This window comes from Microbacterium zouquanmingi (assembly GCF_052266695.1).
Lineage (GTDB): Bacteria > Actinomycetota > Actinomycetes > Actinomycetales > Microbacteriaceae > Microbacterium.
Genome location: NZ_JBQPQZ010000004.1, coordinates 209,082 through 234,429, shown reverse-complemented (window position 1 = coordinate 234,429; position 25,348 = coordinate 209,082). Strand labels below are relative to the sequence as shown.

At 64.8% G+C, this 25,348-nt stretch carries 22 protein-coding genes; 17 read left to right on the top strand and 5 right to left on the bottom strand.

Going from position 1 to position 25,348, the window contains the following annotated elements:
• Window position 1 precedes the first annotated feature (1 nt).
• From ACTU6U_RS10530 to ACTU6U_RS10500, 7 genes are all read left to right on the top strand, one after another.
• The gene (locus ACTU6U_RS10530; protein ID WP_443469069.1) at window positions 2-1,657 is read left to right on the top strand and encodes a flavin-containing monooxygenase; all 1,656 of its coding nucleotides are present in this window, start codon (window positions 2-4) and stop codon (window positions 1,655-1,657) included.
• Complete coding sequence (locus ACTU6U_RS10525) at window positions 1,654-2,400, top strand: glucose 1-dehydrogenase (RefSeq protein ID WP_443469068.1); 747 nt, start codon at window positions 1,654-1,656, stop codon at window positions 2,398-2,400. Before ACTU6U_RS10530 ends, ACTU6U_RS10525 begins: the two co-directional genes overlap by 4 nt.
• A gap of 50 nt (window positions 2,401-2,450) precedes the next feature.
• Window positions 2,451-3,179: a glucose 1-dehydrogenase gene (locus ACTU6U_RS10520; RefSeq protein ID WP_443469067.1), complete on the top strand. Its 729-nt coding sequence runs from the start codon at window positions 2,451-2,453 to the stop codon at window positions 3,177-3,179.
• A gap of 65 nt (window positions 3,180-3,244) precedes the next feature.
• A complete protein-coding gene (locus tag ACTU6U_RS10515; RefSeq protein ID WP_443469066.1) occupies window positions 3,245-3,994 on the top strand; it encodes an SDR family NAD(P)-dependent oxidoreductase in 750 nt (249 codons plus the stop codon).
• Between the two features lie 44 nt (window positions 3,995-4,038).
• Entirely contained in the window at window positions 4,039-5,388 is a 1,350-nt protein-coding gene (locus ACTU6U_RS10510; protein ID WP_443469065.1) for a Gfo/Idh/MocA family protein, read from the top strand.
• Between the two features lie 115 nt (window positions 5,389-5,503).
• The gene (locus tag ACTU6U_RS10505; protein WP_443469064.1) at window positions 5,504-7,675 is read left to right on the top strand and encodes a YhgE/Pip domain-containing protein; all 2,172 of its coding nucleotides are present in this window, start codon (window positions 5,504-5,506) and stop codon (window positions 7,673-7,675) included.
• Entirely contained in the window at window positions 7,672-9,846 is a 2,175-nt protein-coding gene (locus ACTU6U_RS10500; RefSeq protein ID WP_443469063.1) for a YhgE/Pip domain-containing protein, read from the top strand. The genes ACTU6U_RS10505 and ACTU6U_RS10500 overlap by 4 nt, the downstream gene beginning before the upstream one ends.
• Here ACTU6U_RS10500 and ACTU6U_RS10495 read toward each other — a convergent pair.
• A complete protein-coding gene (locus ACTU6U_RS10495; protein WP_443469062.1) occupies window positions 9,839-10,747 on the bottom strand; it encodes a metallophosphoesterase in 909 nt (302 codons plus the stop codon). The two genes, ACTU6U_RS10500 and ACTU6U_RS10495, sit on opposite strands and share 8 nt — an antisense overlap.
• A 143-nt stretch (window positions 10,748-10,890) precedes the next feature.
• Between ACTU6U_RS10495 and ACTU6U_RS10490 the strand changes: the two genes are divergently transcribed.
• Window positions 10,891-11,025 (top strand): hypothetical protein, encoded by a 135-nt coding sequence (locus ACTU6U_RS10490; RefSeq protein WP_443469061.1) that lies wholly within the window; start codon window positions 10,891-10,893, stop codon window positions 11,023-11,025.
• A 79-nt stretch (window positions 11,026-11,104) separates the two neighbouring features.
• Here the strand turns inward: ACTU6U_RS10490 and ACTU6U_RS10485 are convergent, their stop codons facing one another.
• The gene (locus ACTU6U_RS10485; RefSeq protein WP_443469060.1) at window positions 11,105-11,803 is read right to left on the bottom strand and encodes an IclR family transcriptional regulator; all 699 of its coding nucleotides are present in this window, start codon (window positions 11,801-11,803) and stop codon (window positions 11,105-11,107) included.
• 130 nt (window positions 11,804-11,933) lie between these two features.
• On the opposite strand from ACTU6U_RS10485, the gene hutH reads away from it, so the two are divergent.
• From hutH to ACTU6U_RS10465, 4 genes are all read left to right on the top strand, one after another.
• The gene (gene hutH / locus ACTU6U_RS10480) at window positions 11,934-13,478 is read left to right on the top strand and encodes a histidine ammonia-lyase (protein WP_443469059.1); all 1,545 of its coding nucleotides are present in this window, start codon (window positions 11,934-11,936) and stop codon (window positions 13,476-13,478) included.
• Complete coding sequence (gene hutU, locus ACTU6U_RS10475; protein ID WP_443469058.1) at window positions 13,475-15,118, top strand: urocanate hydratase; 1,644 nt, start codon at window positions 13,475-13,477, stop codon at window positions 15,116-15,118. Before hutH ends, hutU begins: the two co-directional genes overlap by 4 nt.
• 10 nt (window positions 15,119-15,128) lie before the next feature.
• Window positions 15,129-16,283 carry an imidazolonepropionase gene (hutI, locus tag ACTU6U_RS10470; RefSeq protein ID WP_443469057.1) on the top strand — a complete coding sequence of 385 codons (1,155 nt, stop codon included), beginning with the start codon at window positions 15,129-15,131 and terminating at the stop codon, window positions 16,281-16,283.
• 109 nt (window positions 16,284-16,392) lie between these two features.
• A complete protein-coding gene (locus tag ACTU6U_RS10465; RefSeq protein ID WP_443469056.1) occupies window positions 16,393-17,298 on the top strand; it encodes an arginase family protein in 906 nt (301 codons plus the stop codon).
• Window positions 17,299-17,301: 3 nt separating this feature from the next.
• Here the strand turns inward: ACTU6U_RS10465 and ACTU6U_RS10460 are convergent, their stop codons facing one another.
• Window positions 17,302-18,579 (bottom strand): DUF445 domain-containing protein, encoded by a 1,278-nt coding sequence (locus tag ACTU6U_RS10460; protein WP_443469055.1) that lies wholly within the window; start codon window positions 18,577-18,579, stop codon window positions 17,302-17,304.
• 56 nt (window positions 18,580-18,635) lie between these two features.
• On the opposite strand from ACTU6U_RS10460, the gene ACTU6U_RS10455 reads away from it, so the two are divergent.
• Window positions 18,636-18,908 carry a metal-sensitive transcriptional regulator gene (locus tag ACTU6U_RS10455; RefSeq protein WP_417510873.1) on the top strand — a complete coding sequence of 91 codons (273 nt, stop codon included), beginning with the start codon at window positions 18,636-18,638 and terminating at the stop codon, window positions 18,906-18,908.
• On the opposite strand, the gene ACTU6U_RS10450 is transcribed toward ACTU6U_RS10455, so the two are convergent.
• Together ACTU6U_RS10450 and ACTU6U_RS10445 are read right to left on the bottom strand one after the other, a co-directional pair.
• The gene (locus ACTU6U_RS10450; protein WP_443469054.1) at window positions 18,909-20,063 is read right to left on the bottom strand and encodes an acyl-CoA dehydrogenase family protein; all 1,155 of its coding nucleotides are present in this window, start codon (window positions 20,061-20,063) and stop codon (window positions 18,909-18,911) included. It abuts the gene before it with no gap.
• A complete protein-coding gene (locus ACTU6U_RS10445; RefSeq protein WP_443469053.1) occupies window positions 20,060-20,815 on the bottom strand; it encodes an alpha/beta fold hydrolase in 756 nt (251 codons plus the stop codon). The genes ACTU6U_RS10450 and ACTU6U_RS10445 overlap by 4 nt, the downstream gene beginning before the upstream one ends.
• Window positions 20,816-21,166: 351 nt before the next feature.
• Between ACTU6U_RS10445 and nrdH the strand changes: the two genes are divergently transcribed.
• From nrdH to nrdF, 4 genes are read left to right on the top strand one after another with little or no spacing between them, the layout of a single operon-like run.
• Window positions 21,167-21,400 carry a glutaredoxin-like protein NrdH gene (gene nrdH / locus ACTU6U_RS10440; RefSeq protein WP_443469052.1) on the top strand — a complete coding sequence of 78 codons (234 nt, stop codon included), beginning with the start codon at window positions 21,167-21,169 and terminating at the stop codon, window positions 21,398-21,400.
• A 34-nt stretch (window positions 21,401-21,434) separates the two neighbouring features.
• Window positions 21,435-21,884, top strand: coding sequence for a class Ib ribonucleoside-diphosphate reductase assembly flavoprotein NrdI (nrdI, locus tag ACTU6U_RS10435; RefSeq protein WP_443469051.1), 450 nt, complete (start codon window positions 21,435-21,437; stop codon window positions 21,882-21,884).
• A 5-nt stretch (window positions 21,885-21,889) separates the two neighbouring features.
• Window positions 21,890-24,025 carry a class 1b ribonucleoside-diphosphate reductase subunit alpha gene (gene nrdE, locus ACTU6U_RS10430; protein ID WP_443469234.1) on the top strand — a complete coding sequence of 712 codons (2,136 nt, stop codon included), beginning with the start codon at window positions 21,890-21,892 and terminating at the stop codon, window positions 24,023-24,025.
• A gap of 27 nt (window positions 24,026-24,052) precedes the next feature.
• Window positions 24,053-25,030 carry a class 1b ribonucleoside-diphosphate reductase subunit beta gene (gene nrdF / locus ACTU6U_RS10425; protein ID WP_443469050.1) on the top strand — a complete coding sequence of 326 codons (978 nt, stop codon included), beginning with the start codon at window positions 24,053-24,055 and terminating at the stop codon, window positions 25,028-25,030.
• Window positions 25,031-25,348 lie beyond the last annotated feature (318 nt).

Here is a 25,348-nt window from a genome sequence, read left to right as displayed (position 1 = left end):
TATGAGTACCAACATGAACACCGATCTTGACGCTGTCGTCATCGGTGCCGGCTTCGGGGGGCTCTACGCCCTGCACTCACTGCGCGAGAAGGGATTCACTGCGATCGCGTTCGAAGCAGGCTCGAGCGTCGGCGGGACATGGTTCTGGAACCGCTACCCCGGAGCCCGTTGCGACGTCGAGAGTCTTGCCTACCAGTACTCCTTCAGCCAGGAGCTGGTGGACGAGTGGCGGTGGAGCGAACGGTACGCCACGCAGCCCGAGATCCTTGCCTACGCTGAGTTCGTCGCAGACCGCTACGACCTGCGTCGCGACATCGTCTTCAACGTTCGTGTGGAAGCAGCAACTTTCAATGAGGACGGCGCCTACTGGGACGTACACACCAGCGACGGCGCCCAGCGGACGGCTCGCCACATCATCTCGGCCACGGGTTCGCTCTCTGCGGTCGCGCTCCCTCCCTATGAAGGCATCCGCGAGTTCTCCGGGGAGATCTACCACCCCGGCGCCTGGCCCGCAGAGGGTGTCGACTTCACCGGCAAGCGGGTCGCGGTGATCGGCGTCGGCTCCTCTGGCGTGCAGCTCATCCCGGAGGTCGCCAAGCAGGCCGCCGAGCTCACCGTGTTCCAGCGCACGCCCGCATATGCCATCCCGGCTCGGAATCGTCCGCTCTACGACGATGAGATCCACTGGGCACGTCGTCACCACGCGCAGATCGCCGAGAACGCGCGCGACTCCGCCTCCGGGGTCGACACGCTGATCACCAATGATTCCATCCTGGAGACCCCGGAGCCGCAGCGCACACTCACGCTGGAGAAGAACTGGAAACTCGGAGGAAACCTCTTCCTCACCGCCTTCTTGGACGCCAATACCAACCTGGAAGCCAACGAGCTCATGGCCCAGTTCGTGCGGGACAAGATCAGGGGGCTCGTCGACGACCCTGAGGTCGCCCGCAAGCTCACGCCGACCGACTATCCGATCGGCGCGAAGCGGATCATCACCGACACGAATTTCTACCCCACGTTCAACCTGTCGCATGTGCACCTCGTCAGCCTCCTCGAGGAGCCGATTGAGCGGATCCTCGCGGACGGCATCCGGACCAGCGCGGGGGACTACCCGGTCGACGTCATTATCTACGCCACCGGTTACGACAGCATGACCGGACCGCTGACCCGCATCGACATCTGTGGCCGCGGCGGGAAATCGCTGAAGGAGGCGTGGGCTGACGGCGTCCACACGTACCTCGGTATCGCGACCACCGGGTTCCCGAATCTGTTCACGATCACGGGGCCGCAGAGCCCGTCGGTGACCGCGAACATGTTCGCGTCGATCGAGCAGCATGTCGACTGGACCGTGGAATGCATGGACCACATGCGTCGCAACGACCTCGTTGCGATCGATCCGTTCCCCGAATCCGAGGAGTGGTGGAACAACGAAGTCAATGCGGCGGTGGAGAAGACGCTCTACCTGCATGCCAAATCCTGGTACCGAGGCTCGAACATCGACGGCAAGCCCGACCAGTTCCTGGTCTATACCGGCGGCCTCAACACCTATCGCAATATCTGCGACGAGATCGCAGCGGACGGCTACCGCGGATTCGAGCTCGAAAGCGCGCAGAGCTTCGCCAGGGAAACAGTCGAAGCGAGCAGGATCTCAGCATGACGGGACGCCTTGCGGGAAAGACCGCACTGATCACTGGCGGAGCGATGGGCATGGGGGCAGCCCATGCCCGTGCATTCGTCGCCGAAGGAGCACAGGTCGTCATCGCGGACCTCGCCGATGACGCGGGGACTGCGCTGGCCGACGAACTCGGTGACGCAGCCCGCTTCGTCCACCTGAACGTCACTGACCCGGCGCAATGGGAGTCAGCCGTCGCCGAGACGGTCGGGCACTTCGGAAAACTCAACGTTCTGATCAACAACGCCGGCATCTTCACAACCGGATCGCTCGAGGAATACACCCTCGAGACATGGGACAAGACTCTCGCGATCAACCTGACAGGCGCTTTCCTCGGGCTCAAGAGCGCGGTCGCTGCGCTCGCAGAGGCCGCCCCGGCGTCCGTCGTGAACATCTCCTCGACTGCGGGAATCGAGGGGTATCCGGGCTTCCATGGCTACAGCGCCTCCAAATGGGGATTGCGCGGACTCACTCGCTCAGCCGCACTGGAACTCGCGGATCGAAGCATCCGGGTGAACAGCGTGCATCCGGGAGGCATCGCGACGCCTCTCCTCCAAGCCCTCCGAACCATCGAAGAGTCCGACCTCGAGGGGAGCACGCTCGAGCGACTCGCGCGACCGGAGGAGATCACAGGTCTTCTCGTTTTTCTCGCCAGCGATGAGTCGTCGTTCGTCACCGGGGCGGAGCACGTCATCGATGGCGGCGTCACAGCAGGAACGATGGTATGAGATCTGCAGACACTGATCGCCCTACGGGCACGGAAATTAGGAGGAACTACATGGATGCTCGCAATCACGACGGCGTCGCGATCGTCACTGGCGGAGCACGAGGAATCGGGGCGGCGTGCGCTGAGCGACTCGTGAGCGATGGCTTTCGTGTCGTCATCGCCGATGTGCTCGACGCCGACGGCGAGGCTCTCGCGGCTCGACTGGGTAACGGACGCTACGTCCATCTCGACGTTGTCGATGAAGCGCAGTGGGGCGATATGGTCGCCGACGTCGAAGCGAGCCTGGGGCCGGTTAACGTCCTGGTAAACAACGCCGGCATCGTGCACAACCAGCCCTTGGAAGAACTGAGTGCGGATGACTACCGCAAGGTGATCGACATCAACCAGGTCGGCGTCTTCTTGGGGATGCGGGCAGTGGCGCCGAGCATGCGCCGTGCCGGTCACGGATCGATCATCAATATCTCGTCGGTCGCGGGCATCATCGCATTCCCGAACGTGCTCGGGTACGTGGCGTCGAAGTGGGCGGTCCGAGGGATGTCGAAGGCAGCCGCTCAAGAGCTCGGCAAGGACAACATCCGGGTGAATTCGGTGCATCCGGGCATCATCGAGACGCCGATGACTGTGGGTACGGGCTCATTCGAGCAGACCGCGCACCAGCCGCTGGCCCATCCCGGCGAACCCGGTGACATCGCGGCGGCCGTCGCGTTCCTGGCCGCTGATGAGTCGAAATACATGACTGGAACCGAACTCGTCGTCGATGGCGGATTCACGAGCCAGTAGATCGCCAGACTCAGCCGGTGCGGGCCCGCAGCCGGAGTTCAATCATTAAGAAGAAGGAGTACGACATGGCGGGAAATCGGCTGGAGAACAAGGTCGCGATCGTTACCGGAGGAGGATCAGGGCTCGGCCTCGCCTCGGCGAAGCTCTTCGTAGCAGAGGGGGCCCGCGCTGTGATCATCGTGGACCTCGACTCACCGAAAGCCAGGGACGCGGCGGTCGGGATCGGAGCGGAGTTCATCCCCGTGGACGTCAGCGATGCCGCGGCGATGGACGCGCTGGTGCAGGGAGTGTTCGACAAGTACGGTCGCCTCGACGTGATGTTCAACAATGCTGGTATCAGCCTCCTGAAACCGATCCTGGAAACCGAGGACTCCGACTTCCAACGCCTCGTGGACGTGAACTTCCGCGGGGTGTTCAACGGAGTGAGAGCGGCGGGGCGGGCGATGGTCAAGCAGGGGAGCGGCTCCATCATCAGTACCGCATCCAACGGTGGCTCCTCGGCCACGGCTGGGCAGGCGGTCTACTGCGCGACGAAGTTCGCGGTCATCGGGATGAGCAAGGCCGCTGCGATCGAGCTGGCGCCTTCCGGGGTTCGGGTGAACACTCTCTCGCCGGGCACGATGCTCAGCGGCATGGTGCCTGACGACCCCGAGCTGCACGCACGACTCCACAAGCTGCAACCGGTGGGGTATGCCGCTGATCCCGTGCTGATGGCCCACGGTGCGGTATTCCTCGCCTCGGACGAAGCCGAGTACGTCACCGGCCACGACCTCATCATCGACGGAGGAGCCACCGCCGGACGCGCAGGCATGTGAGGCACGCTATGCGACGAGGCGCCATGCCTGCCAGGATGGGGCGCATGGACCTCGTCGCAGCGGATCTCACCGATCTTCGCGTCGGCGTGATCGGGGCCGGAGAGATCAGCCACGATCACGTCCGGGGCTGGCTGGAGCTCGGCGCACAGGTGACGGCGTATTCCCGCAGCGGCGCGGCAGCTCTCGTCCACGACTACGGCCTCGCTGAAGTCGATTCGCTCGACGAGCTGCTGCGAGTCAGCGATGTCGTCGACATCTGCACGCCCACGACGACGCACCCAGACCTGGTCCGCGCCGCGATCGATGCCAGGGTGCCGATCATCTGCGAGAAACCCCTCGCGCTGACCGCGGCTGAGGCCCAGGCACTGGTCGACGAGGCAGAGAACGCCGGCGTTCCGCTGTACCCCGCGCACGTCGTGCGATTTATGGACGACTACAGCGCGGCGAAGCGCGCTGTTGATGACGGGGAGATCGGCGCAGCATCCATCGCCCGCTTCCGACGGTCCGGCGCGTTCCCGACGTGGGGGAGCTGGTTCGCCGACGAGCAGCAATCCGGCGGCATCGTGCTCGACCAGATGATCCACGACATCGACTTCGCGGGCTGGGTCTGCGGCCCTGTCGTCAGCGTGTGCGGCATGCGGTCCGCTCCCGTGCCCGGATCTCCCGCTGTCTCCGCCCAGCTGCAGTTGCAGCACGAGGGCGGGGCGATCAGTTACGTTACCGGGATCTGGGGTGCTCCAGGGTTGGAATTCTCGACCAGGTTTTCGATCGCGGGGGATGCCGGTGTGCTCCGTCACGACAGCCGCGACAGCGCAGAGGGGGAGAGCCCGTATACGACCCAGCTGCGTGAGCTCGCTCGCGCGATCACCGGCGAGGGAACGTCCCGAGTCAGCGGGGCAGACGGCGTCGAGGCGGTACGGGTTGCACGGGCCGCGATCGAGACGATCGCCGCCGAGCGGGTGGAAATTCCGGATGCCATGCTCACAGCATCCGTTCCGGTGCACGAAAGCCTCGGGAGAATCATCGCCATCAGCGGTGTGTGCGGTCCTGGGCCTTCTCAGAACGTCTTCGACCCGGTCGCAGAGTTCGTGGACGAGATCGCGCTGCAAACGCAGGAGTATCCGGTGCGCGTATTCGCGACGCAGAGCAAGATCGTGGATGCTGCCATCGTCAGCATCCACTATTCGGGCGGGATGATCACAACGCTCTCGTGCTCCACGCAGGACGCGGCGGGGGAGATGATGCTCGAACTCGTCGGCACCGAGGGCAATGCGTCCATCAGTGCGGATGATCGCGGACATCGCACGACGCGCCGCGCCGCAGCGTGCGATGTTGTGAGGGCTGCTCAGGAATCCGCGCACACCGGGCGCCCGGTGGACCTCAGCATGCGGTGACGGGCCAGGCATGACGGGGCCTCTGTAACCCGATAGTGTGGCCACAGTGCCTATCGTTCTCGCTCCGGTGAAATGCGGCATGCCAGTCGGTTCATGAACACAGGGGGCGTACGGTATGGGCAACATTTGGCGAGTGTTCCTCCGCGACCTCAAACGCCTCGTCCGCGTGCCTCTCGCGCTCGTCATCATCGGCGGCGCTCTCATCACGCCATCGCTGTATGCCTGGTTCAACATCTCTGCGTTCTGGGACCCGTTCGACAACACGAAGAACCTCAGCATCGCCGTCGTCAACCTCGACGCGGGCGGTTCGACCTCGCTCACTGGCGACCTCAATGTCGGCGACCAGCTGGTCGCACAGCTGAAGGACAACGATGATCTCGGCTGGCATTTCCTCTCGGAAGACGAGGCGATGGAATCGATCAAGAGCGGCGAGAGCTACGCCGCCTTCGTCGTACCGAAGACCTTCACTGAAGATCTGCTCAGCCTCACCACGGGGGACTTCACCCAGCCGAAGCTGCAGTACTACGTCAACGAGAAGCTCAACGGTGTAGCGCCCGAGATCACCGACACCGGTGCCACAACGATCCAGACGCAGATGATCGATGCGTTCACCGAGCAGGTGGCCAGTGCGGTCGCAACAGCGATCAAGAGCGGCGGAGGCACCGCTGAGCAGGATCTGCTCGATGCTCAGGCCAAGATCATCACTGACCTCGAAGCAGCTAATCAGGTCGTCTCGGATACGCGAGCTCATCTGGCGACACTGCAGAGCGATATCGGCGCCTCGCGGGAAGGCCTGCAGTCCAACACCGTCGTGCTCTCCGACATCGACGGTGCACTCGGCGACGCGCAACGTACTCTGACCGATGCGCGCACCTTGACGGACAAGGCACAGGCGGATCTGCTCCGTCTCGCCGGTGAAGCGGCCACGGGACATGTGATCGGATCCGCAGAGGTGGCGGAAGGCACGTCCGCAGTGCTCGCGGCGCTGGGGCGGGTCAGCGTCGCAACCAGCTCGCTGTCAGCGGCCGTCGACGCGCAGCGCACCATTCTGGGCCAGGCGGGAACGCTGTTGTCAGGCCTTGACCAGCAGCTTGCGCAGACCTCGTCAGCCCTCACCAGCCTTGACGGCGATCTGGCTGCGGTCGAGGCAGACATGGGTCTTGCCATCTCGGATCTGAACGCTCTCACCGGCGCGGCCATGTGGCAGGACCTGCAAGATCTGACCTCGCTCGATCCAGAGCAGATCGCACAGTTCATGTCGACACCGGTCGTGGTCGATCAGCACACCATCTTCCCGACCAATACCTACGGCTCGCAGATGGCGGCGCTGTTCATCAACCTGTCCCTGTGGATCGGAGCATTCGTGCTCGTGGTGATCCTCAAGCTCAACGTCGACCGTGAAGAGATCCCCAATCTGACGGAGCGTCAGGGCTACCTCGGCCGGTGGCTGCTGTTCGCGGTCATCGCCGTGCTGCAGGCGATCACACTCAGCATCGGGAACATGATCATAGGCGTGCAGCACGTCAATGCCTTCGTTTTCTTCATCACGCCCGTGCTGATCGGACTGAGCTATCTGAGCATCATCTACGCTCTGTCGGTCACCTTCGGCTACATCGGTAAGGGACTGGCCGTGATCCTCGTGATCATGCAGATTCCGGGCGCTTCGGGCATCTACCCGATCCAGCTCATGCCGGAGTTCTTCCAGTCGCTGTATCCGTTCTTCCCGTTCACGTACGGAATCGATGCCATGCGCGAGGTGATCAGCGGCTTTGCCGGGTTCGCGTACTGGCGCTATCTCGGGATGCTGCTGGTGTTCGTCGCCCTGTCGTTCTTCCTCGGACTCGTACTGCGTCCCCACGTCGCCAACCTCACGCGTCTGTTCACGCGCGAGGTCGCCGAGACAGAGCTGTTCACCTCAGAGACCGGAGCGCCTTCGGGCCGCGGATACCGTCTCAACCATGTCCTGCGTGCCCTCGCGAGCCGTGCGACCTATCAGAAGCACCTCGCAAAGCGTGCGCTGCCTTTCGCGCGCTCGTACCGAAAGATGCGTGGCGCGGTCATCGTGGTGGGGCTGGCGGGGATCGTGCTGCTGGCAGCGCTCGCCATGATCTTCCCCGACAACAAGACCGAGTACGTGGGCCTATGGATACTGTGGCTGATCATCGTCTTCGCCGCGCTCGTCACCCTCGAGTACATCCGTTACAGCCTGCGTCTTTCGACAGAAGTGAGTGAGATGCCTGAAGCGGAGTTGCGGCAGGAACTCAAGGAACTGGAGGAGGCGCGGTGAGCGGCATCTGGCAGCTGTTCCGCAGCGATCTCAAGCGGGCCACGAGCAACGTCATGGCGATCATCGTGCTGTGCGGGCTGATCGTGATCCCCTCGGCATTCACCTGGTTCAACGTCATCGGCAGCTGGGAGCCGTTCGACAACACGAAGAACCTCAAGGTCGCTGTCGCCAGCGTCGATGAGGGCTACACGAGCCCGCTCTTCCCGCTCCATGTCAACGTCGGCAGCCTGGTCGAATCCGCGCTCCGCGCGAACGACCAGCTCGACTGGGTCATCACCACCAAGAAGGACGCGATCGCCGGGACCGAGTCCGGCGAGTACTACGCGGCGATGGTCCTGCCCAAGGACTTCAGCCAGCGCATGCTGACGTTCTACACCGCCGGTTCGCAGCGCACGCAGATCGATTACTACACCAACGACAAGTCCAATCCGCTCGCACCGCTGATCACCAGCGAAGGCGCAGACGATCTGTCCGCGAAGATCAACTCCGAGTTCACCGAGGAGCTGAGCAACGTCGCGCTGACCCTGGTGTCGTCGCTCGTGTCGTCGCTGACTGATTCGGAGTCACAGGCTGCGTACGCGCGTATCGAGGCGCACCTGGGACAGGTCGGGACGCAGCTGCGCGCGGCATCCGGCACCGCGACGATGTTCACCGCGCTGCTCGAATCCAGCGGACCACTGGTGAACGGCGCATCCGGTCTTCTGAGCACGGTCGAGTCCGAGTTCTCCTCGGCGGAAGGAAAGGTCCGCGAAGGCCTGGGTGCCGCTCAGGACGCCAAGGATGCCATCGCGCGGGCCACTGAAGCGCTCTCCGCAGCCTTCCAAGCCAGCCGAGATCAAATCGGCAAGTTCTCATCCGAAGTGGACCGTATCTTCTCGGGCATCGATGCCGACGCCGGCGCAAGCGTCGTGCTGATCGACCAGATGATCGTCGACCTCGGAGGCCTCGTCAGCAAGCATGAAGCGCTGCGAGATCGACTCATCAACGACGTGCAGCCGAATCTTCCTGAGGCTGAGAAAGAGGCATTTGCTGCGCTCATCGCCAGCCTGGACGCTGCGATCGAGCAGGAGAAGGGTCTCGAGTCCCGCCTGCAGGAGACCGCTGACGGCATCGCCACCGGCAACTCCGATGTGCAGCAGTTCCGCGCCTCGATCAATGCTCGGATCGCTGCGGCGCAGTCGGCTCTCGAGAACGCTGACAGCATCTACGCCAACGACCTCAAGCCGACTCTCGACGCGCTGGGTACGACCCTCAGCGCTGTCGGCACCTCTCTTGCCGGCGTCGCCGATCAGGTTTCCGGCGTCAGCGGTGCGGCTGGCGGCGTCGTGACCATCATCGAGAACGCCACGGCAGACAACCGCGCGCTTGCCGAAGCACTGGGCGCGGCCGCCGACGAGGTGGATCGAGTACAGCAGGCTTTGTCAACGGCCATCGACTCTGGCGACTTCAGCCAGATCGGACAGATCATCGGCGCCAACCCCTCCGTCCTCGCCACCGCGCTCGCGCAGCCGATCGGCCTGGAGCGGATCCCGGTATATCCCGTGGTGAGCTTCGGGGCGGGAATGGCCCCGCTGTACACGGTGCTCTCACTCTGGGTCGGCGCGCTGCTGATGTCGGTGACGCTTCGTGTCGCCCCTCCCACGAGCGCTTTCCCCGGGGGGCCTGCGCTCAAGCTCCACGAGCAGTTCCTCGGCCGGTACATGATCTTCGGCCTGCTGGGCCTGGCGCAGAGCACCCTGGTGTTCCTCGGGAATATCCTCCTGGTCGGACTCGATCCGAAGCATCCGCTGCTGTTCATGCTTGTGGGCTGGGTGACCTCGCTCGTGTTCACGTTCATCATCTATACGCTGGTCGTATCGTTCCGAGATGCCGGCAAGGCACTGGCGGTGTTCCTGCTCGTCATCCAGGTGGCCGGCGCCGGCGGCGCCTACCCGCTGTCTCTCCTGCCGCAGTGGTTCCAGAGCGTGAGCCCGTTCCTGCCCGGTACCCACGCGATGGATGCGTTCCGAGACGCGCTCGCCGGCATCTACCAGGGCGACTACTGGGTATCGCTCGGACTGCTCGTGCTGTTCGTGGTGCCGATGCTCGTGCTGGGGCTCGCCGCGCGCAAGCCGATGATCGGGATCAACGACAAGATGGAAGCGATGCTGCAGTCAACCAAGCTCATGTGAGTGAGACGGGCGGCTGAGCGCCCGGTCGACCGGCGTCTCGAATGATGTCGGCGACGACGTCTGCATCGAAGTGGAAGACGAGTCCGTCGGGGGCGAGTCGCTCTACGAAGGGCACGACGCGCACGCGATCGCTCTCGATCGTGACGACGGATCCGCCGAAACCATCAATCGCCGACTCCTCAGCGGGGTCAGCGAACGCGCGTGAGATGTTCGTGACGCCCGGTGCTACCGTCACCGCGACCCCGGAGATGAACTCGGTGACGGGCAGGTGGTAGTGGCCGGCGAGGATGACGCGCACATCGGAGTTGCGCACGATGTCGATGAGATCTACGCCGTCTGCATCGTCGAGTGCGAGCGCCTGCAACAGATCGGTTTGAGCCGGCACGGGCGGGTGGTGGATCACGACCACAGTGCCGTGCTCGGCCGGGGCCGCAAGCGTCTCGCGCAAGAACCGCTTCTGCGCAGGCTCGAGAGTGCCGTAGCCGGCTCCAGGAACTGAGCTGTCGAGCACGACGACTCTCCAGCCGTTCTGGACGCTGACGGATGCCACCGGGCGATCGAGGTCGATGCCGGCCAGCTCCCGCGGTGCGTCAGCATCCGGTTGTCCGTCGCCCAGCACAGCGCGGAACGATTCCCGCCGGTCGTGGTTGCCCATCGCGTACACGACGCGCGCCCCGCGCGCCTGTGCCCACGGCGTCAGCTGCTGGCGGATGCTGCGGTAAGACTCCTCGGTGCCGTCTTCGCTCACATCCCCTGAGACGACCACCAGGTCAAAGAGCAGGTGACCCACGTGTGAGAGAGCACTGTGCAGATGCTCGGCGGTATCGACGACGCCGTAGTGGCGGCCGCCGTCACCGGAGAAGTGCGTATCGCTGAGATGCAGAATGCGAAGAGCGCTCATGCAGACACTCTGCCAGAAGCGTCGGACACGACACCATGCTGAAGCGCATTTTTTACCTCTCACCGGGAAATTTGACTTCCGTGTGGAACCGGATATGGTCAAGGCACACCCGCCAGCCGAATCGAGAGGGGAAGCGAGTTCCGATGGCAGGAAAGACGCCAACACCCAAGACCGGAAAGAAGACCGCGCAGCTGTCGCTCAAGGAGAAACGAGCGGCCAAGCGCGCCAAGCAGGAGCCAGAATCCTTCATCAAGCCACGCAAGGGGGCGTCCGGCTGACCCGTTGAAGGACTGGTCCTGAAGGTGGGGGAGTCGCGGTCGGGTGACCTGCGGCTCCCCTTCCTGATCTGCCGGGCGCTCAGCGCAGACGGCGCTGCAACTCCTCTGCTGTCTGGATGACGGCGACCGCGGCATCCGATTCGCTCGGCCCGGTGCCGCGCGACCACGTCACCGCGACCGCGGCGATGGGCCATCCCGAGACGTCGCACACCGCTGCTCCCACAGAGCGCGTTCCGCCGGTCACCTCGCCATCCTCTGAGGCGAATCCCGCGGCGCGGATGCTGCGCAGCAGCTCGCGCAGCTCGCCCGGCCGTGCCGGCCCGAGGCCTGTGCGGGTCGAGAACGTCGAGGCGCTCGGGTACAGCGCGCGGACCTGCTCGCGAGGAAGCGAGGCAAGCATCGCGCGTCCGGTAGCGGTCAGATGTGCGGGCAGGCGCACCCCGACATCCGTCACGAGCGCGGGGCGCCGGGGCGCACGCTCCTCGACGATGTAGACGACATCCGCGCCGCTCAAGACGCCGAGGTGGGTGCTTTCGCCGAGCCGGTCGGCGAGGGCCGCGACGAGCGGACGCCCCAGCCTCGCCAACGGCTGCTGCCTCACGAACCCGCCGGCGAGTTCGGATGCCGCTGTCCCCAGCGCCCAGCGACGCTCCTCGCGCAGGTGCAGGACGAACCCGTGATCGGCGAGCGTGTTCAGCAGGTGATGCACGGTGGAGCGGGGAAGCTCCAGCTCTCGGGCGATCGCGGCGGCCGCCACCGGTGCCGGGCGCGTTGCCATGTGCCGAAGGATCCGCAGCGTCTGATCGGCCGCGGGGACCTGCGGGACTCTTGCGGTGTTGTCTGGGATCACAGACAAAGGATCTCATGCGCGACTGTTGACCGCGACCTGGCGGGTGTGGAATCAAGACATGCCCATTCCCGTTCGCATCGGCGCTGACTCCCTCAGCCCTGCCGAGGTCGTCGCGGTCGCGCGCGACGGTGCACAGATCCTGCTCACCGACGAAGTCCTCGATCGCATCGCCGAAACCCGCGGCGTCATCGACGCCCTCGCCGCCGACCCGAACCCGCATTACGGCGTCTCTACGGGTTTCGGCGCGCTTGCGACGACCTTCATCGCCCCGGAGCGCCGCCGTCAGCTGCAGGCCAGCCTGATCCGCTCGCATGCCGCAGGAACCGGCGCAGAAGTAGAGACCGAAGTCGTTCGGGCGCTGCAGCTTCTGCGCCTGCAGACGCTCGCCTCCGGACGCACAGGAGTGCGCCCCGTCGTCGTCGAGACCTACGCGGCGATGCTCAACGCCGCAATCACCCCGATCGTGCGGGAGTACGGTTCGCTCGGGTGCTCCGGTGACCTCGCACCGCTCGCGCATATCGCGCTCGCTGCGATGGGCGAAAGTGACGTGCGGGTCGATGGTGCGAGCATCGCGGCATCCGAGGCCCTGGCGGGAGCGGGAATCGAACCTCTCGTCCTCGAAGAGAAGGAGGGACTCGCGCTCATCAACGGCACCGATGGAATGCTCGGGATGCTGCTGCTCGCCCTCCACGATCTTGAGATCCTCCTCACGACGGCCGATCTCGCGGCGGCCATGTCGGTGGAGAGCCAGCTCGGCACGGACGCCGTCTTCGCCGCAGACCTCATGGCACTGCGTCCTCAGGATGGGCAGGCGGTGTCCGCGGCGCACATCCGGGCCTTCCTCGCAGGCTCTCCGCTGGTCGCCAGCCACCGCGGTCCAGAGGACGGGCGTGTGCAGGACGCCTACTCGCTCCGCTGCTCGCCCCAGGTGCATGGCGCGGCCCGCGACACCATGGCGCACGCGGCGACGATCGCATCGCGCGAACTCGCGAGCGTCATCGACAACCCCGTCGTGACCGTGGACGGCCGCATCGAATCCAACGGAAACTTCCACGGCGCACCGATCGCTGCGGTACTCGACTTCCTGGCGATCTCGGTCGCCGACGTGGCATCCGTTTCCGAGCGCCGCACGGATCGTGCGCTCGACCCGGCTCGAAACCGCGGGCTCGCGCCGTTCCTCGCGCATGAGGTCGGCGTCGACTCCGGGCTCATGATCGCGCAGTACGCGGCGGCCGGGATCGTCTCTGAGCTGAAGCGACTGGCTGTTCCGGCATCCGTCGACTCGATTCCCTCCTCAGCCATGCAGGAGGACCACGTCTCGATGGGGTGGGCCGCCGCACGAAAACTCCGGCGCGCGATCGATGGGCTCACCCGCGTGCTCGCGATCGAAGTGATCACCGGCGCTCTCGCGCTCGACCTGCGCGCACCACTTGAAGCGGGCCCAGCCACCGGCGCGGTCCGCGACCTCGTGCGCACGGTCGCCGGCGGCCCAGGGCCCGACCGCTTCCTCTCGCCCGAGATCGAAGCTGTCACCGAACTCGTCCGATCGGGCGCCATCGCCCGCGCTGCTTCGTCATCCGCCACTGCCGAGGAGAACTCATGACCCGCACGATCCACGCCGCCCGCGGAGCCGAGCGCACGGCCAAGAGCTGGGGTGCTGAAGCCGCCAAGCGGATGCTGATGAACAACCTCGATCCGCAGGTGGCCGAGCATCCGGAGGACCTGGTCGTCTACGGCGGCACCGGCAAGGCGGCGCGCAGCTGGGAGGCGTACGACGCGATCGTCCGCACGCTCGACGAACTCGAACCCGACGAGACTCTGCTCGTGCAGTCGGGGAAGCCGGTCGGCGTGTTCCGCACGCACGAGTGGGCGCCCCGCGTGCTGATCGCGAACTCCAACCTCGTCGGCGACTGGGCGACGTGGCCCGAGTTCCGCAGACTCGAGTCTCTCGGTCTGACGATGTACGGACAGATGACTGCCGGCTCGTGGATCTACATCGGCACGCAGGGCATCCTGCAGGGCACGTACGAGACCTTCGCTGCCGTCGCCCGCTCGCTCTCTCGAACGTCGCTGGCCGGTACTCTCACTCTCACCGCGGGTGCGGGCGGCATGGGCGGGGCGCAGCCGCTGGCCGTCACCATGAATGGGGGAGCAGTCCTCATCGTCGATGTCGATGAGACCCGGCTCTCACGCCGCGTGGAGCACGGCTACCTCGACCGCTACACGGTAGATCTCGATGCTGCCGTGGCCGATGTCCTTGCCGCCAGAGACGCCGGCGAGGCGCTCTCCGTCGGAGTCGTCGGCAATGCCGCCGATGTCTTCCCTGAGCTGCTGCGCCGCGGCATCCCGATCGATATCGTCACGGATCAGACCAGCGCGCATGATCCGCTTGCGTACCTGCCCCAGGGTGTTTCGGTGGCGGACTGGAAGGCGGAAGCGGAACGCGACCCGGAGGACTTCACGCGCCTGGCGCGTGCGTCGATGGCCGCACACGTCGGCGCGATGGTCGGGTTCCAGGATGTGGGAGCGGCCGTCTTCGACTACGGAAACTCCATCCGGCGTGAGGCCGAGCTCGGCGGATTCGAGCGCGCCTTCGCCTTCCCCGGGTTCGTGCCGGCGTACATCCGCCCGCTGTTCGCCGAGGGCAAGGGGCCGTTCCGGTGGGTGGCGCTCTCTGGCGACCCGGCCGACATCGTGGCCACCGATCGTGCGGTCAAAGAGCTCTTCCCCGAGGATGCCGCGCTGCACCGCTGGCTCGACCAGGCTGCCGAGAAGGTGCACTTCGAAGGGCTGCCGGCCCGTATCTGCTGGCTCGGGTACAAAGAACGCCACCTTGCAGGGCTCAAGTTCAACGAGATGGTCGCATCCGGTGAGCTGAAGGCGCCGATCGTGATCGGCCGCGACCACCTGGACGCCGGGTCGGTCGCCTCTCCCTACCGCGAGACCGAGGCGATGGCCGACGGCTCGGATGCGATCGCCGACTGGCCGCTGCTGAACGCATTGCTGAACACCGCGTCAGGGGCGTCATGGGTGTCACTGCATCACGGTGGCGGAGTCGGGATCGGTCGCAGCATCCACGCCGGTCAGGTCACCGTCGCGGACGGCACAGCTCTCGCAGCGGAGAAGCTCGAGCGCGTGCTCACGAACGACCCCGGCACAGGTGTCATGCGACACGTGGATGCCGGATATGAGCGTGCCCGCGAGGTCGCCCGCGAGCGTGGACTGAAGGTTCCGATGCTGTGAGGATGAGCACATGTGCACTCTGATCACGAACATCGGCGAGCTGACGACGAACACGGATGCGGGGATGCTCCGCGACGCCGCCGTTCTCATGGCGGATGGGCGCATCGCCTGGGTCGGATCGGCCGACGCCGTCCCCGCGGACCCCGCAGGCTTCGCGGAGATCGATGCCGACGGCCGAGCCGTGATCCCCGGATTCGTGGACAGCCACAGCCACATCGTCTTCGGCGGCGATCGTGCTGCAGAGTTCGAAGCGCGCATGGCGGGGGAGAAGTATGCCGCCGGTGGCATTCGCTCGACCGTTGCGGCGACGAGGGCCGCGAGCGAGGACGAGCTCCGGGCGAGGCTTCGCGCGTTCATCGCGGAGATGCGCGCGCAGGGAACGACGACCGTCGAGGTCAAGAGCGGATACGGCCTCGATATCGAGACCGAGCAGCGCCTGGTGCGGTTGGCCGCCGAGGAGACCGATGAGGTGACATTCCTCGGCGCGCATGTGGTGCCTGCAGAATATGCAGACGATCCCGACGGCTACGTCGATCTCGTCACGGGGCCGATGCTGGATGCCTGTGCTCCACACGCCCGGTGGATCGATGTGTTCTGCGAGACCGGCGCGTTTACCGTCGAGCAGTCCCGGCGAGTGCTCGAAGCGGGAACCGCCCGCGGGCTGCTGCCGCGCGTTCATGCCGGTCAGCTCGGCCAGAGCGGTGGGGTGCGCATGGCTATCGAGCTGGGCGCGGCATCCGTCGATCACGGCACGTATCTGAGCGATGAAGACATCGAGGCGCTCGCCGCGTCAGATACGGTGCTGACGCTGCTGCCCGGAGTGGAGTTCTCCACGCGCCAGCCCTATCCCGACGCGCGCCGGCTCATCGACGCCGGGGTCACCGTCGCGCTGGCGTGCGACACGAACCCTGGGTCAAGCTTCACGTCCTCCATGCCGTTCTGCATCGCCGTCGCCGTGCGCGACATGGGGATGACACCGGTCGAGGCGTTGCGGGCAGCGACAGCAGGAGGAGCAGCAGCGCTGCGGCGCGACGATATCGGCATCATCGCACCGGGGGCTCGGGCCGATCTCGTGCTGCTGGATGCCCCCAGTCACGTGCACCTGTCCTACCGGCCAGGGGTTCCTCTCGTGCACAGCGTCTGGAAGGACGGGGTTCTGGCATGAGCCGGTGGTTCGCGCTGTCAAAACCTGTTCGCGCGGCGGAAGTATCTGCAGTGCGAACAGCGAACAGCAGCGCGAGGTGCGAAATAGCGGCGCGAAACGGAGGCCGAGGATGACGCTGTCGGTTGATGAGCTGTGGCCGCGGGCCGGCGGCTGGGAGGAGTTCGACAGCACACAACAGACGGATGCTGTGCTGCTGGGCGTGCCGACGTGGCGCACCTCGCTCTCACCGACCGGCGCTCACGCGACGCCCGCCGCGATTCGCGCGGCGTTGCGCCGGTACAGCGCGACGCTGATGGGGCCACCTGTCATGGACCTCAACGAGGTGCTGCGCATTACGGATGCCGGTGATATCGCCGAGCCCGATGGGGACGACGGCATCGCTGCGACAGTGGCGCGGGTGGCCGAGCTCTCGGCGGCAGACGCGTTCGTCATCGCTCTTGGCGGGGACAACTCCCTCACCTACCCGGTGGCACGCGGTGCCGCTGCGAGCGGACTCATCACGATCGACGCGCACTTCGACCTGCGCGACGGAGTCTCGAACGGCTCGCCGGTCCGCCGGCTCATCGAAGACGCCCCGGTGAGCGAGCGCATTGACCCGGCGCGCATCGTGCAAATCGGGATCGCCGACTTCGCGAACTCCGCTGCATACGCCCGCCGGGCGGCGGAATGGGGCATCCGGGTCATCACTCTCGACGAGCTCCATCATCGCGGCATCCCGGACGTCGTGACCGAAGCAATAGGGCTCGCAGGCGCGGGCGACGCGGCACGCATCCACCTGGATGTCGACGTCGATGCGGCGGACAGAGCCATCGTGCCCGGCTGCCCGGCAAGTGTTCCCGGGGGCCTCGCCGCATTCGAGCTGCGCACCCTGGTGCGCTCGCTCGCCCGGGACCCGCGCATCGTCAGCGCGGACATCGCAGAGGTCGATGCGTCGGCAGACACCGAGGATGAGCGTACCGTGCGCTTGGCGGCACTGTGCGTTCTCGAGCTGCTGGCGGGGCTCGCCGCACGCTGAGATTCAGATGCCGGGGATCACCGCGTGAGCGATCGTGAAGATCGCCAGCCCTGCGAGAGCACCGACGACGGTGCCGTTGAGTCGGATGTACTGCAGGTCGCGACCGACCATGAGCTCGATCTTCTCGGTGGTCTCTGCGGGGTCCCACCGCTCGACGGTGTCGGTGATGATGGACGCGATGTCGTGCCGGTAGCGGTCCACGAGGAAGACAGCCGCGTCGGACACCCATGAATCCACCCGGCGCTGCAGAGCGGCATCCGTCGTGAGCCGTTCGCCGACTTCTTCGATGGCCTGCACGGCGCGAACCCGCAGGCTGCTCTCGGGGTCGGCGAGCGCACGGATCAGACCGTTCTTCGCGGTGTTCCACGCTTCAGCAGCCAGGGCGCCGACGCGGGGGCTGTCGAAGAGCGTCTCTTTCGCGTTCTCGAGCTTGCGCCTGGTGACCGGGTCGTTCTGCAGGTTGCCGGCGAGGCGGCCGAGGTATCCGTCGATCGCGAGGCGGGCCGGATGCTGCGGATCGGCGCGCACGGCATCCACGAACTTGATCGCCTCGTGGTAGACCGTGTCATCGACGAAGCGGTGGGCGAGCTTGGGAACCCATCCGGGCAGCCGCCGCGAGACGAGGCCGGAGAAGGCATCGGCGTTGGCGACCAGCCACGTCGAGATGCTGTCCGCTGCCAGATCGACCGCGCCGCGGTGTGCGCCGGACTCCACGATCTTCTCCAGCCATGCTCCGGCCGGTGTGCCCCACTCGGGCTGCACGAGATGCTCACGGGCAAGGTCTGCGATGAGGTCGCGCACATCGTCGTCGCTGAGGGCGTTGAGCACACCGGTCGCGATGGCAGAGCCCTCGGCTGCGACCCGCTGGGCATGCGGCTTCTCGCGCAGCCATTCGCCGGCCCGCTGCGCGATCGCCGTCGATGCTAGTTTCGTGCGAACCACGTCGGCGGCGAGGAAGTTCGTCTCGACGAACTCGCCGAGCGTGCGCCCGATCTCGTCCTTACGGTTCGGAATGATCGCCGTGTGCGGGATCGGCAGTCCCAGCGGGCGGCGGAACAGCGCCGTGACCGCGAACCAGTCGGCGAGGGCACCGACCATGCCGCCTTCGGCAGCGGCGCGAACGTACGCGAGCCAGGGGTAGCGCCCCTGCATCCAGAACGCGATGACGAATGCGATCGCCATGAAGATGAGCGCGCCGAGCGCGATCGCCTTCATCACGCGCAGCGCGCGCAGACGCTCCTGGTCAGCGGGGGACAGCAGGGCCATCGGAGTGCGCGGCATACGGTCATCCTCGCACGCACTCGGTCCCCGAGCCCGTCGAAGGGTACTCTCGGAACGTGATCGAAGACATCAAGAAGCGCGCGCTGCATCGCACGAGCATCCTCGAGGGTCAGCTGCGCGGGGTTGCCCGCATGATCGAGGGCGAGGAGTACTGCATGGACATCATCACGCAGTCCCGCGCCATTCAAAAGTCTCTGGAATCACTGAACCGCCTGCTTCTGGAGAACCACCTGCGCACGCACGTCACGCACATGTTCGAGCAGGGCGGAGACGAGCGGGAGCAGGCTGTCGACGAACTGCTGAAGGCCTTCGACTTCGAGCGGAAGTAGTCAGCCCACAGGTCCCAGCAGCGCGCTCGCCGCCGTGGAGTGCGCGGACTCCGGGTCGGAGGGGTGGAACATTCCCGCCAGCACGTCGCGGTAGAGCCTGGAGAGCTCGTTCGACGAGAAGTACGACCCGCCGCCGGCCGTGAGGATCGCCTGGTCGACGACATGCTTGGCCATCACGACAGCGCGGTGCTTCGTGCCGGAGAGCAGCGTGAACCAGCGAGCTCCATGGTCGGCACGCTCGTCGACATCACGCGCGAGGGCGGTGATCTGCGGTGGCAGGGCGTCATAGGTGAGGCTCATATCCGCGATGCGCCACCGGATGTCGGGATCCTGGCCATAGGCGAGCCCGGTCTTCTTCGACGTGCGCTTCTGCACCGTCTGGACCGCGAGCTCGATCGCGCGGTGGGCGATGCCGGTGTAGACCGAGGCGAGCAGCAGCTCGAACACGCTGAAGATGCCGAAGATGATCGGATCCGGCGATGGGCCGGGGTCGATGCGACGCACGATCTGCGAGGCGGGAGCGGTGGCGCCGTCGAGCCTCGTGGTGCGACTCTGCGTGCCGCGCATTCCCAGGGTGTCCCAGTCATCGCTGGTGGTGACCGCATCCGTGCGCTCGATGAACGCGAATACGAGCTTCGGCGCATCTTCGCTCGTGGTGTCCAGTCCGTGCAGGCCGAGCTTGGTCCACACCGGTGCGAGTGAGGTGAAGATCTTCGTTCCCGTGAATGCGTAAGAGCCGTCGGCCTGGGGCACAGCATCCGTAGTGCTGTCGAACAGCACCAGGTCGTTGCCTCCCTCGCTGATCCCGAACGCGAAGACTTCTCCCGCGACCGCACCAGCCTGCACGAATTCGAGTCCCGGCACGCCTCGGTCGCTGAACACCTTCGCGACTCCGGTCCAGACCAGATGCATGTTGATCGCAAGGGCAGTGGCGGGGGATGCCCCGGCCAGGCGCTGCTGAAGGATCGCGGTCTGTTCGAGTCCGAGGCCGGCGCCGCCGCGCTCGGACGGGACGAGGATGCTCAGATATCCGGCATCCCGCAGCTCGGCGAGGTCCTGTTCGGGGAAGGTGTTCTCCCGGTCGTGGATCGGGGCGCGCTCGCGAATGCGCTCGAGCAGGTCGTCGGGGAGATACGCGGCGGGATCGAAACTCATGACAGTGCCTCCAACAGCTGGCGGATGGTCTCTTCTGGCAAGTCGCGGTGCGGTGAGTGGCCGGCACCATGGACGATCGACATCGAGATGTTGTCGTTCGCCGCGAGCACTTCATCTGCGACGTCTCCCGTGAAGAGGCTGTAGACCTCGGGATCGGCGCCGATGACGTGGGTGGGGATGCTCAGCCGCGCGGCATCTGCGCGCACGTCCCAGGGGTCGTTCTGCGCGCTGGTCTGCTCGACGGCCCAGCGGCTGCCGCGGGTGACCGCGTCGACCTTGAGCTCATGGTCCTGCGGATGCCAGTGCGGATGCTCGTCCTGCACGACCTCGATCCGATTGTCCGTGAACGCGCGCTCCTGGCTGCGGCGCACGATCTGCGCATCGCGGCCGTCCACAACGATCGCCGGGTCGAGGAGGATGAGGCGTTTCGTCCACCCCGGGTCGGATGCCGCGGCCACCGTGCTCGCTGCTCCGCCCAGAGAGTGTCCGATGACAGCATCCCAGGAGCCGCCGCGGTCGGGGGAGGCCAGCGCGAGATCCGAGGCGTAGGCGCCGACGGTGTAATCGAGCGCACGTGGGGCGTTGCCGTGCCCACGGAGGTCGATCGCGGACGCATGCCACCCCGCATTCGCAAGGGCATCGCCGAGCGCCCACATGAGAGCGCCTGAGGAGCCGAGTCCGTGCACGAGCAGAGCGGTCTTCTGGGAGGCAGGATCGCCCCACGAGAGGCGGGGGAGCGTCACGACGGTCACCCCTTCAGACTACGAGGCGAACCGGTCGCATGCGACACGCCCGCGACACGCCGAGGGGCGTTTTCCACAGGGAATCGAATGTCCGAACCCCGGCGTAGCGTCCAACCTGTGGATGGATTTCTGAGGGGCCTGCGAGAACCGCGAGATCATGCGCTTCGACAGGCTCTATATTGACCCCTCGGCTGTGGATGAAATGGTGGACAACCTGTGTTGTAACCGGTGGAGAACGGTGGAAAACTACACGGATGTAACTACTAGCCCTTGTGGTCAACCTCAATGTCCGTACCTATATGTAGTATTGAGATCCCGGTGAGGTCTACCGGGAGAAACCTAGTCCTGAGGGGGATAGCAATGTCGATCACGGTCTACACCAAGCCTTCGTGCGTGCAGTGCAATGCGACCTATCGCGCGCTTGATGCGAAGGGTCTCGAGTACGAGATCCACGACCTCTCTGAAGACGCTTCGGCGCTCGAGCAGGTCAAAGCTCTCGGGTACATGCAGGCACCTGTCGTCGTCACCGACGAGGGGCACTGGTCGGGGTTCCGTCCCGACAAGATCGACGAGCTCGCAGCCCGTCTGGTCTGAACCCTTCGACGGCGCTCAGGGAGCGGGGTGAATCATGCGTACCATCGCAACGGCTGCGCCGCTCCTGGTCTTTTTCTCCAGCACCTCGGGCAACACGGCCAGGTTCATCGAGAAGGTCGGTCTTCCGGCCGAGCGCATCCCGCTGTATAGAACAGAAGATCCGCTCGTCGTCGACCAGCCGTTCGTCCTTGTCACTCCCACCTATGGGGGAGGGCAGGGTCGAGGCGAGGAAAAAGGGGCCGTCCCCAAGCAGGTGATCCGGTTCCTCAACGATGAGCGCAACCGGCGCAACATCCGCGGGGTCATCTCCGCAGGCAACTCCAACTTCGGCGAGGCATTCTGCCTTGCCGGCGACATCATCAGCCGCAAGTGTCATGTGCCGCACTTGTACCGGCTTGAAGTTTTCGGCACGCAAGAAGACGTTGATCGCGTGAGCGACGGATTGGAACGATGGTGGACACTGCAATTGACGAGCAGACCGTGACCGAGATGGTGGAGTTCAAAGCCAATCCCGCATACGAGGGTCTTGACTATCACGCGCTCAACGCGATGCTGAACCTCTACGACGCGAACGGAAAGATCCAGTTCGACGCCGACAAGCGCGCGGCGCGGGAGTTCTTCCTGCAGCACGTCAATCAGAACACGGTGTTCTTCCACTCCCTCAAGGAGCGTCTCGACTACCTGGTCGAGAAGGAGTACTACGAGGGCGAGCTTCTTGAGAAGTACTCGTTCGAGTTCATCCAGAAGCTCACCGAACTGGCGTACTCGAAGAAGTTCCGCTTCGAGACCTTCCTCGGCGCGTTCAAGTACTACACCAGCTACACGCTGAAGACGTTCGACGGAAAGCGCTACCTGGAGCGCTTCGAAGAGCGCGTGGTGATGACCGCTCTCGGACTTGCCGACGGTGATGAGCAGGTTGCCATCGACCTCGTCGAAGAGATCATCTCTGGCCGATTCCAGCCTGCGACGCCGACCTTCCTCAACTCAGGCAAGGCACAGCGCGGCGAGCTCGTCAGCTGCTTCCTGCTGCGCATCGAAGACAACATGGAGTCGATCTCGCGCGGCATCAACTCTTCGCTGCAGCTGTCCAAGCGCGGCGGTGGCGTGGCGCTGTTGCTGTCGAACATCCGCGAGTCCGGCGCACCGATCAAGCAGATCGAGAACCAGTCCAGCGGAATCATCCCTGTGATGAAGCTTCTCGAAGACAGCTTCAGCTACGCGAATCAGCTGGGTGCTCGTCAGGGGGCCGGCGCGGTGTACCTCAGTGCGCACCACCCCGACATCATGCGCTTCCTCGACACCAAGCGTGAGAACGCTGACGAGAAGATCCGCATCAAGACCCTCTCGCTCGGTGTCGTCGTTCCCGACATCACGTTCGAGCTCGCCAAGAACGGCGAAGACATGTACCTGTTCTCGCCGTATGACGTCGAGAAGGTCTACGGCGTGCCCTTCGGTGACATCTCGGTGACCGAGAAGTACCGCGAGATGGTCAACGACCCGCGCATCAAGAAGACGAAGATCAACGCACGAGAGTTCTTCCAGACTCTCGCCGAGATCCAGTTCGAGTCGGGCTACCCGTACATCATGTTCGAAGACACGGTGAACAAGGCCAACCCGATCAAGGGCCGCATCAACATGTCGAACCTCTGCAGCGAGATCCTGCAGGTGAACACGCCGACCACGTACAACGAAGACCTCTCGTACAACGAGATCGGCAAGGACATCTCCTGCAACCTCGGCTCGATGAACATTGCCCTGGCGATGGACGGCGGAAACCTCGGCGCGACCGTCGAGACCGCGATCCGCGGTCTCACCGCGGTGAGCAACCAGAGCCACATCTCCTCGGTCCGCTCGATCGAGGATGGCAACGACCGTTCGCACGCGATCGGCCTGGGCCAGATGAACCTGCACGGCTACCTGGCGCGCGAGCACGTGCACTACGGATCCGAAGAGGGCATCGACTTCACGAACATCTACTTCTACACGGTGCTGTTCCACGCGCTGCAGGCATCGAACAAGCTCGCAATCGAGCGCGGCGTGGCCTTCGACGGGTTCGAGGACTCGACGTACGCCTCCGGTGAGTTCTTCGACAAGTACATCGACCAGGCCTGGGTGCCTGCGACCGAGAAGGTCAAGGACCTTTTTGTCGGCCACAGCATCCCGACTCAGGCTGACTGGACCCTGCTGAAGGACAGTATCCAGAAGCACGGCATCTACAACCAGAACCTGCAGGCTGTGCCGCCGACCGGATCGATCTCGTACATCAACAACTCGACGAGTTCGATCCACCCGATCGCGTCGAAGGTCGAGATCCGCAAGGAAGGCAAGCTCGGGCGCGTCTACTACCCGGCGCCGTTCATGACGAACGACAACCTCGAGTATTACCAGGACGCGTACGAGATCGGCTACGAGAAGGTCATCGACACCTACGCCGCTGCCACGCAGCACGTTGACCAGGGCCTGTCGCTGACGCTGTTCTTCAAGGACACCGCCACGACCCGCGACATCAACAAGGCGCAGATCTACGCATGGCGCAAGGGCATCAAGACGATCTACTACATCCGTCTTCGCCAGATGGCGCTCGAGGGCACTGACATGTCCGAGTGCGTCAGCTGCATGCTCTGATCCGGATTTCTTAGAACAGGAACGATGATGACACCCGAATCGCTCAAGCTGGTCGACCACGTTCAGGCGATCAACTGGAACCGCATCCAGGACGACAAGGACCTCGAGGTCTGGAACCGTCTGGTGAACAACTTCTGGCTGCCCGAGAAGGTGCCGCTGTCGAACGACGTGCAGTCGTGGAACACGCTGACTCCCGAAGAGCAGCTGCTCACGATGCGCGTGTTCACCGGGCTGACCCTGCTCGACACGATTCAGGGCACGGTCGGCGCGGTATCGCTGATTCCCGACGCGATCACCCCCCACGAAGAGGCGGTGTACACCAACATCGCCTTCATGGAGTCGGTGCACGCCAAGAGCTACTCCTCGATCTTCTCGACCCTTGCGTCGACCAAGGAGATCGATGAGGCGTTCCGGTGGTCGACAGAGAACGTGAACCTTCAGAAGAAGGCTCAGATCATCATGGATTACTACCAGGGTGATGACCCGCTCAAGCGCAAGGTGGCATCGACTCTGCTGGAGTCGTTCCTGTTCTACTCGGGCTTCTACCTGCCGATCTACTGGTCGTCCAAGGCGAAGTTGACCAACACCGCCGACCTGATCCGTCTCATCATTCGTGACGAGGCCGTGCACGGCTACTACATCGGTTACAAGTATCAGAAGGGCCTCGAGAACGAGACCGAGGAGCGCCGTCAGGAGCTGAAGGATTACACCTTCAACCTGCTGTTCGAGCTCTACGACAACGAGGTGCAGTACACGCAGGATCTCTACGACGGCGTCGGTCTGACCGAGGACGTCAAGAAGTTCCTGCACTACAACGCCAACAAGGCGCTGATGAACCTCGGCTACGAGGCCATGTTCCCCTCGACCGTGACGAACGTGAACCCGGCGATCCTGTCGGCGCTCTCGCCGAACGCCGACGAGAACCACGACTTCTTCTCGGGATCGGGTTCGTCGTACGTCATCGGCAAGGCAGAGGCGACCGAAGACGACGACTGGGACTTCTAGAAGTCTCGGACCACACTCGCCCGTACTGGGCGGCTGAGAGGCCCGGAACCGCAGGATTCTGCGGATCCGGGCCTCTTTCGTGCCTTCTCTCGACAGACAGAGGAGGACTCAGATGGACACGAGATGCCGTTCGGGGTGGCACGCGGGTGGCACGCGCGCACCTTTCTTCGTGGAGCGGGATGGTCCGCCGAGGCGAATTCGACGTCGACGTGCCAGCGATGTCGTGCCACTGCGTGCCACAGATGGTGAACGCGCGGCGCCCAAACGCCTGGTCAGAGGCGAATCACGCTTGATAGGTGCGCCGAGTGGCACGCCGTG

Coding starts and splice junctions, on each gene's coding strand:
- ACTU6U_RS10520 (WP_443469067.1), top strand. CDS start 2,451: ATGGATGCTCGCAATCACGACGGCGTCGCGATCGTCACTGGCGGAGCA.
- ACTU6U_RS10460 (WP_443469055.1), bottom strand. CDS start 18,579: ATGCCGCGCACTCCGATGGCCCTGCTGTCCCCCGCTGACCAGGAGCGT.
- ACTU6U_RS10495 (WP_443469062.1), bottom strand. CDS start 10,747: ATGAGCGCTCTTCGCATTCTGCATCTCAGCGATACGCACTTCTCCGGT.
- ACTU6U_RS10510 (WP_443469065.1), top strand. CDS start 4,039: ATGGACCTCGTCGCAGCGGATCTCACCGATCTTCGCGTCGGCGTGATC.
- hutI (WP_443469057.1), top strand. CDS start 15,129: ATGTGCACTCTGATCACGAACATCGGCGAGCTGACGACGAACACGGAT.
- ACTU6U_RS10530 (WP_443469069.1), top strand. CDS start 2: ATGAGTACCAACATGAACACCGATCTTGACGCTGTCGTCATCGGTGCC.
- ACTU6U_RS10505 (WP_443469064.1), top strand. CDS start 5,504: ATGGGCAACATTTGGCGAGTGTTCCTCCGCGACCTCAAACGCCTCGTC.
- hutH (WP_443469059.1), top strand. CDS start 11,934: ATGCCCATTCCCGTTCGCATCGGCGCTGACTCCCTCAGCCCTGCCGAG.
- ACTU6U_RS10525 (WP_443469068.1), top strand. CDS start 1,654: ATGACGGGACGCCTTGCGGGAAAGACCGCACTGATCACTGGCGGAGCG.
- nrdI (WP_443469051.1), top strand. CDS start 21,435: ATGCGTACCATCGCAACGGCTGCGCCGCTCCTGGTCTTTTTCTCCAGC.
- ACTU6U_RS10465 (WP_443469056.1), top strand. CDS start 16,393: ATGACGCTGTCGGTTGATGAGCTGTGGCCGCGGGCCGGCGGCTGGGAG.
- ACTU6U_RS10450 (WP_443469054.1), bottom strand. CDS start 20,063: ATGAGTTTCGATCCCGCCGCGTATCTCCCCGACGACCTGCTCGAGCGC.
- nrdF (WP_443469050.1), top strand. CDS start 24,053: ATGACACCCGAATCGCTCAAGCTGGTCGACCACGTTCAGGCGATCAAC.
- hutU (WP_443469058.1), top strand. CDS start 13,475: ATGACCCGCACGATCCACGCCGCCCGCGGAGCCGAGCGCACGGCCAAG.
- ACTU6U_RS10515 (WP_443469066.1), top strand. CDS start 3,245: ATGGCGGGAAATCGGCTGGAGAACAAGGTCGCGATCGTTACCGGAGGA.
- nrdE (WP_443469234.1), top strand. CDS start 21,890: ATGGTGGAGTTCAAAGCCAATCCCGCATACGAGGGTCTTGACTATCAC.
- ACTU6U_RS10490 (WP_443469061.1), top strand. CDS start 10,891: ATGGCAGGAAAGACGCCAACACCCAAGACCGGAAAGAAGACCGCGCAG.
- nrdH (WP_443469052.1), top strand. CDS start 21,167: ATGTCGATCACGGTCTACACCAAGCCTTCGTGCGTGCAGTGCAATGCG.
- ACTU6U_RS10485 (WP_443469060.1), bottom strand. CDS start 11,803: ATGGCAACGCGCCCGGCACCGGTGGCGGCCGCCGCGATCGCCCGAGAG.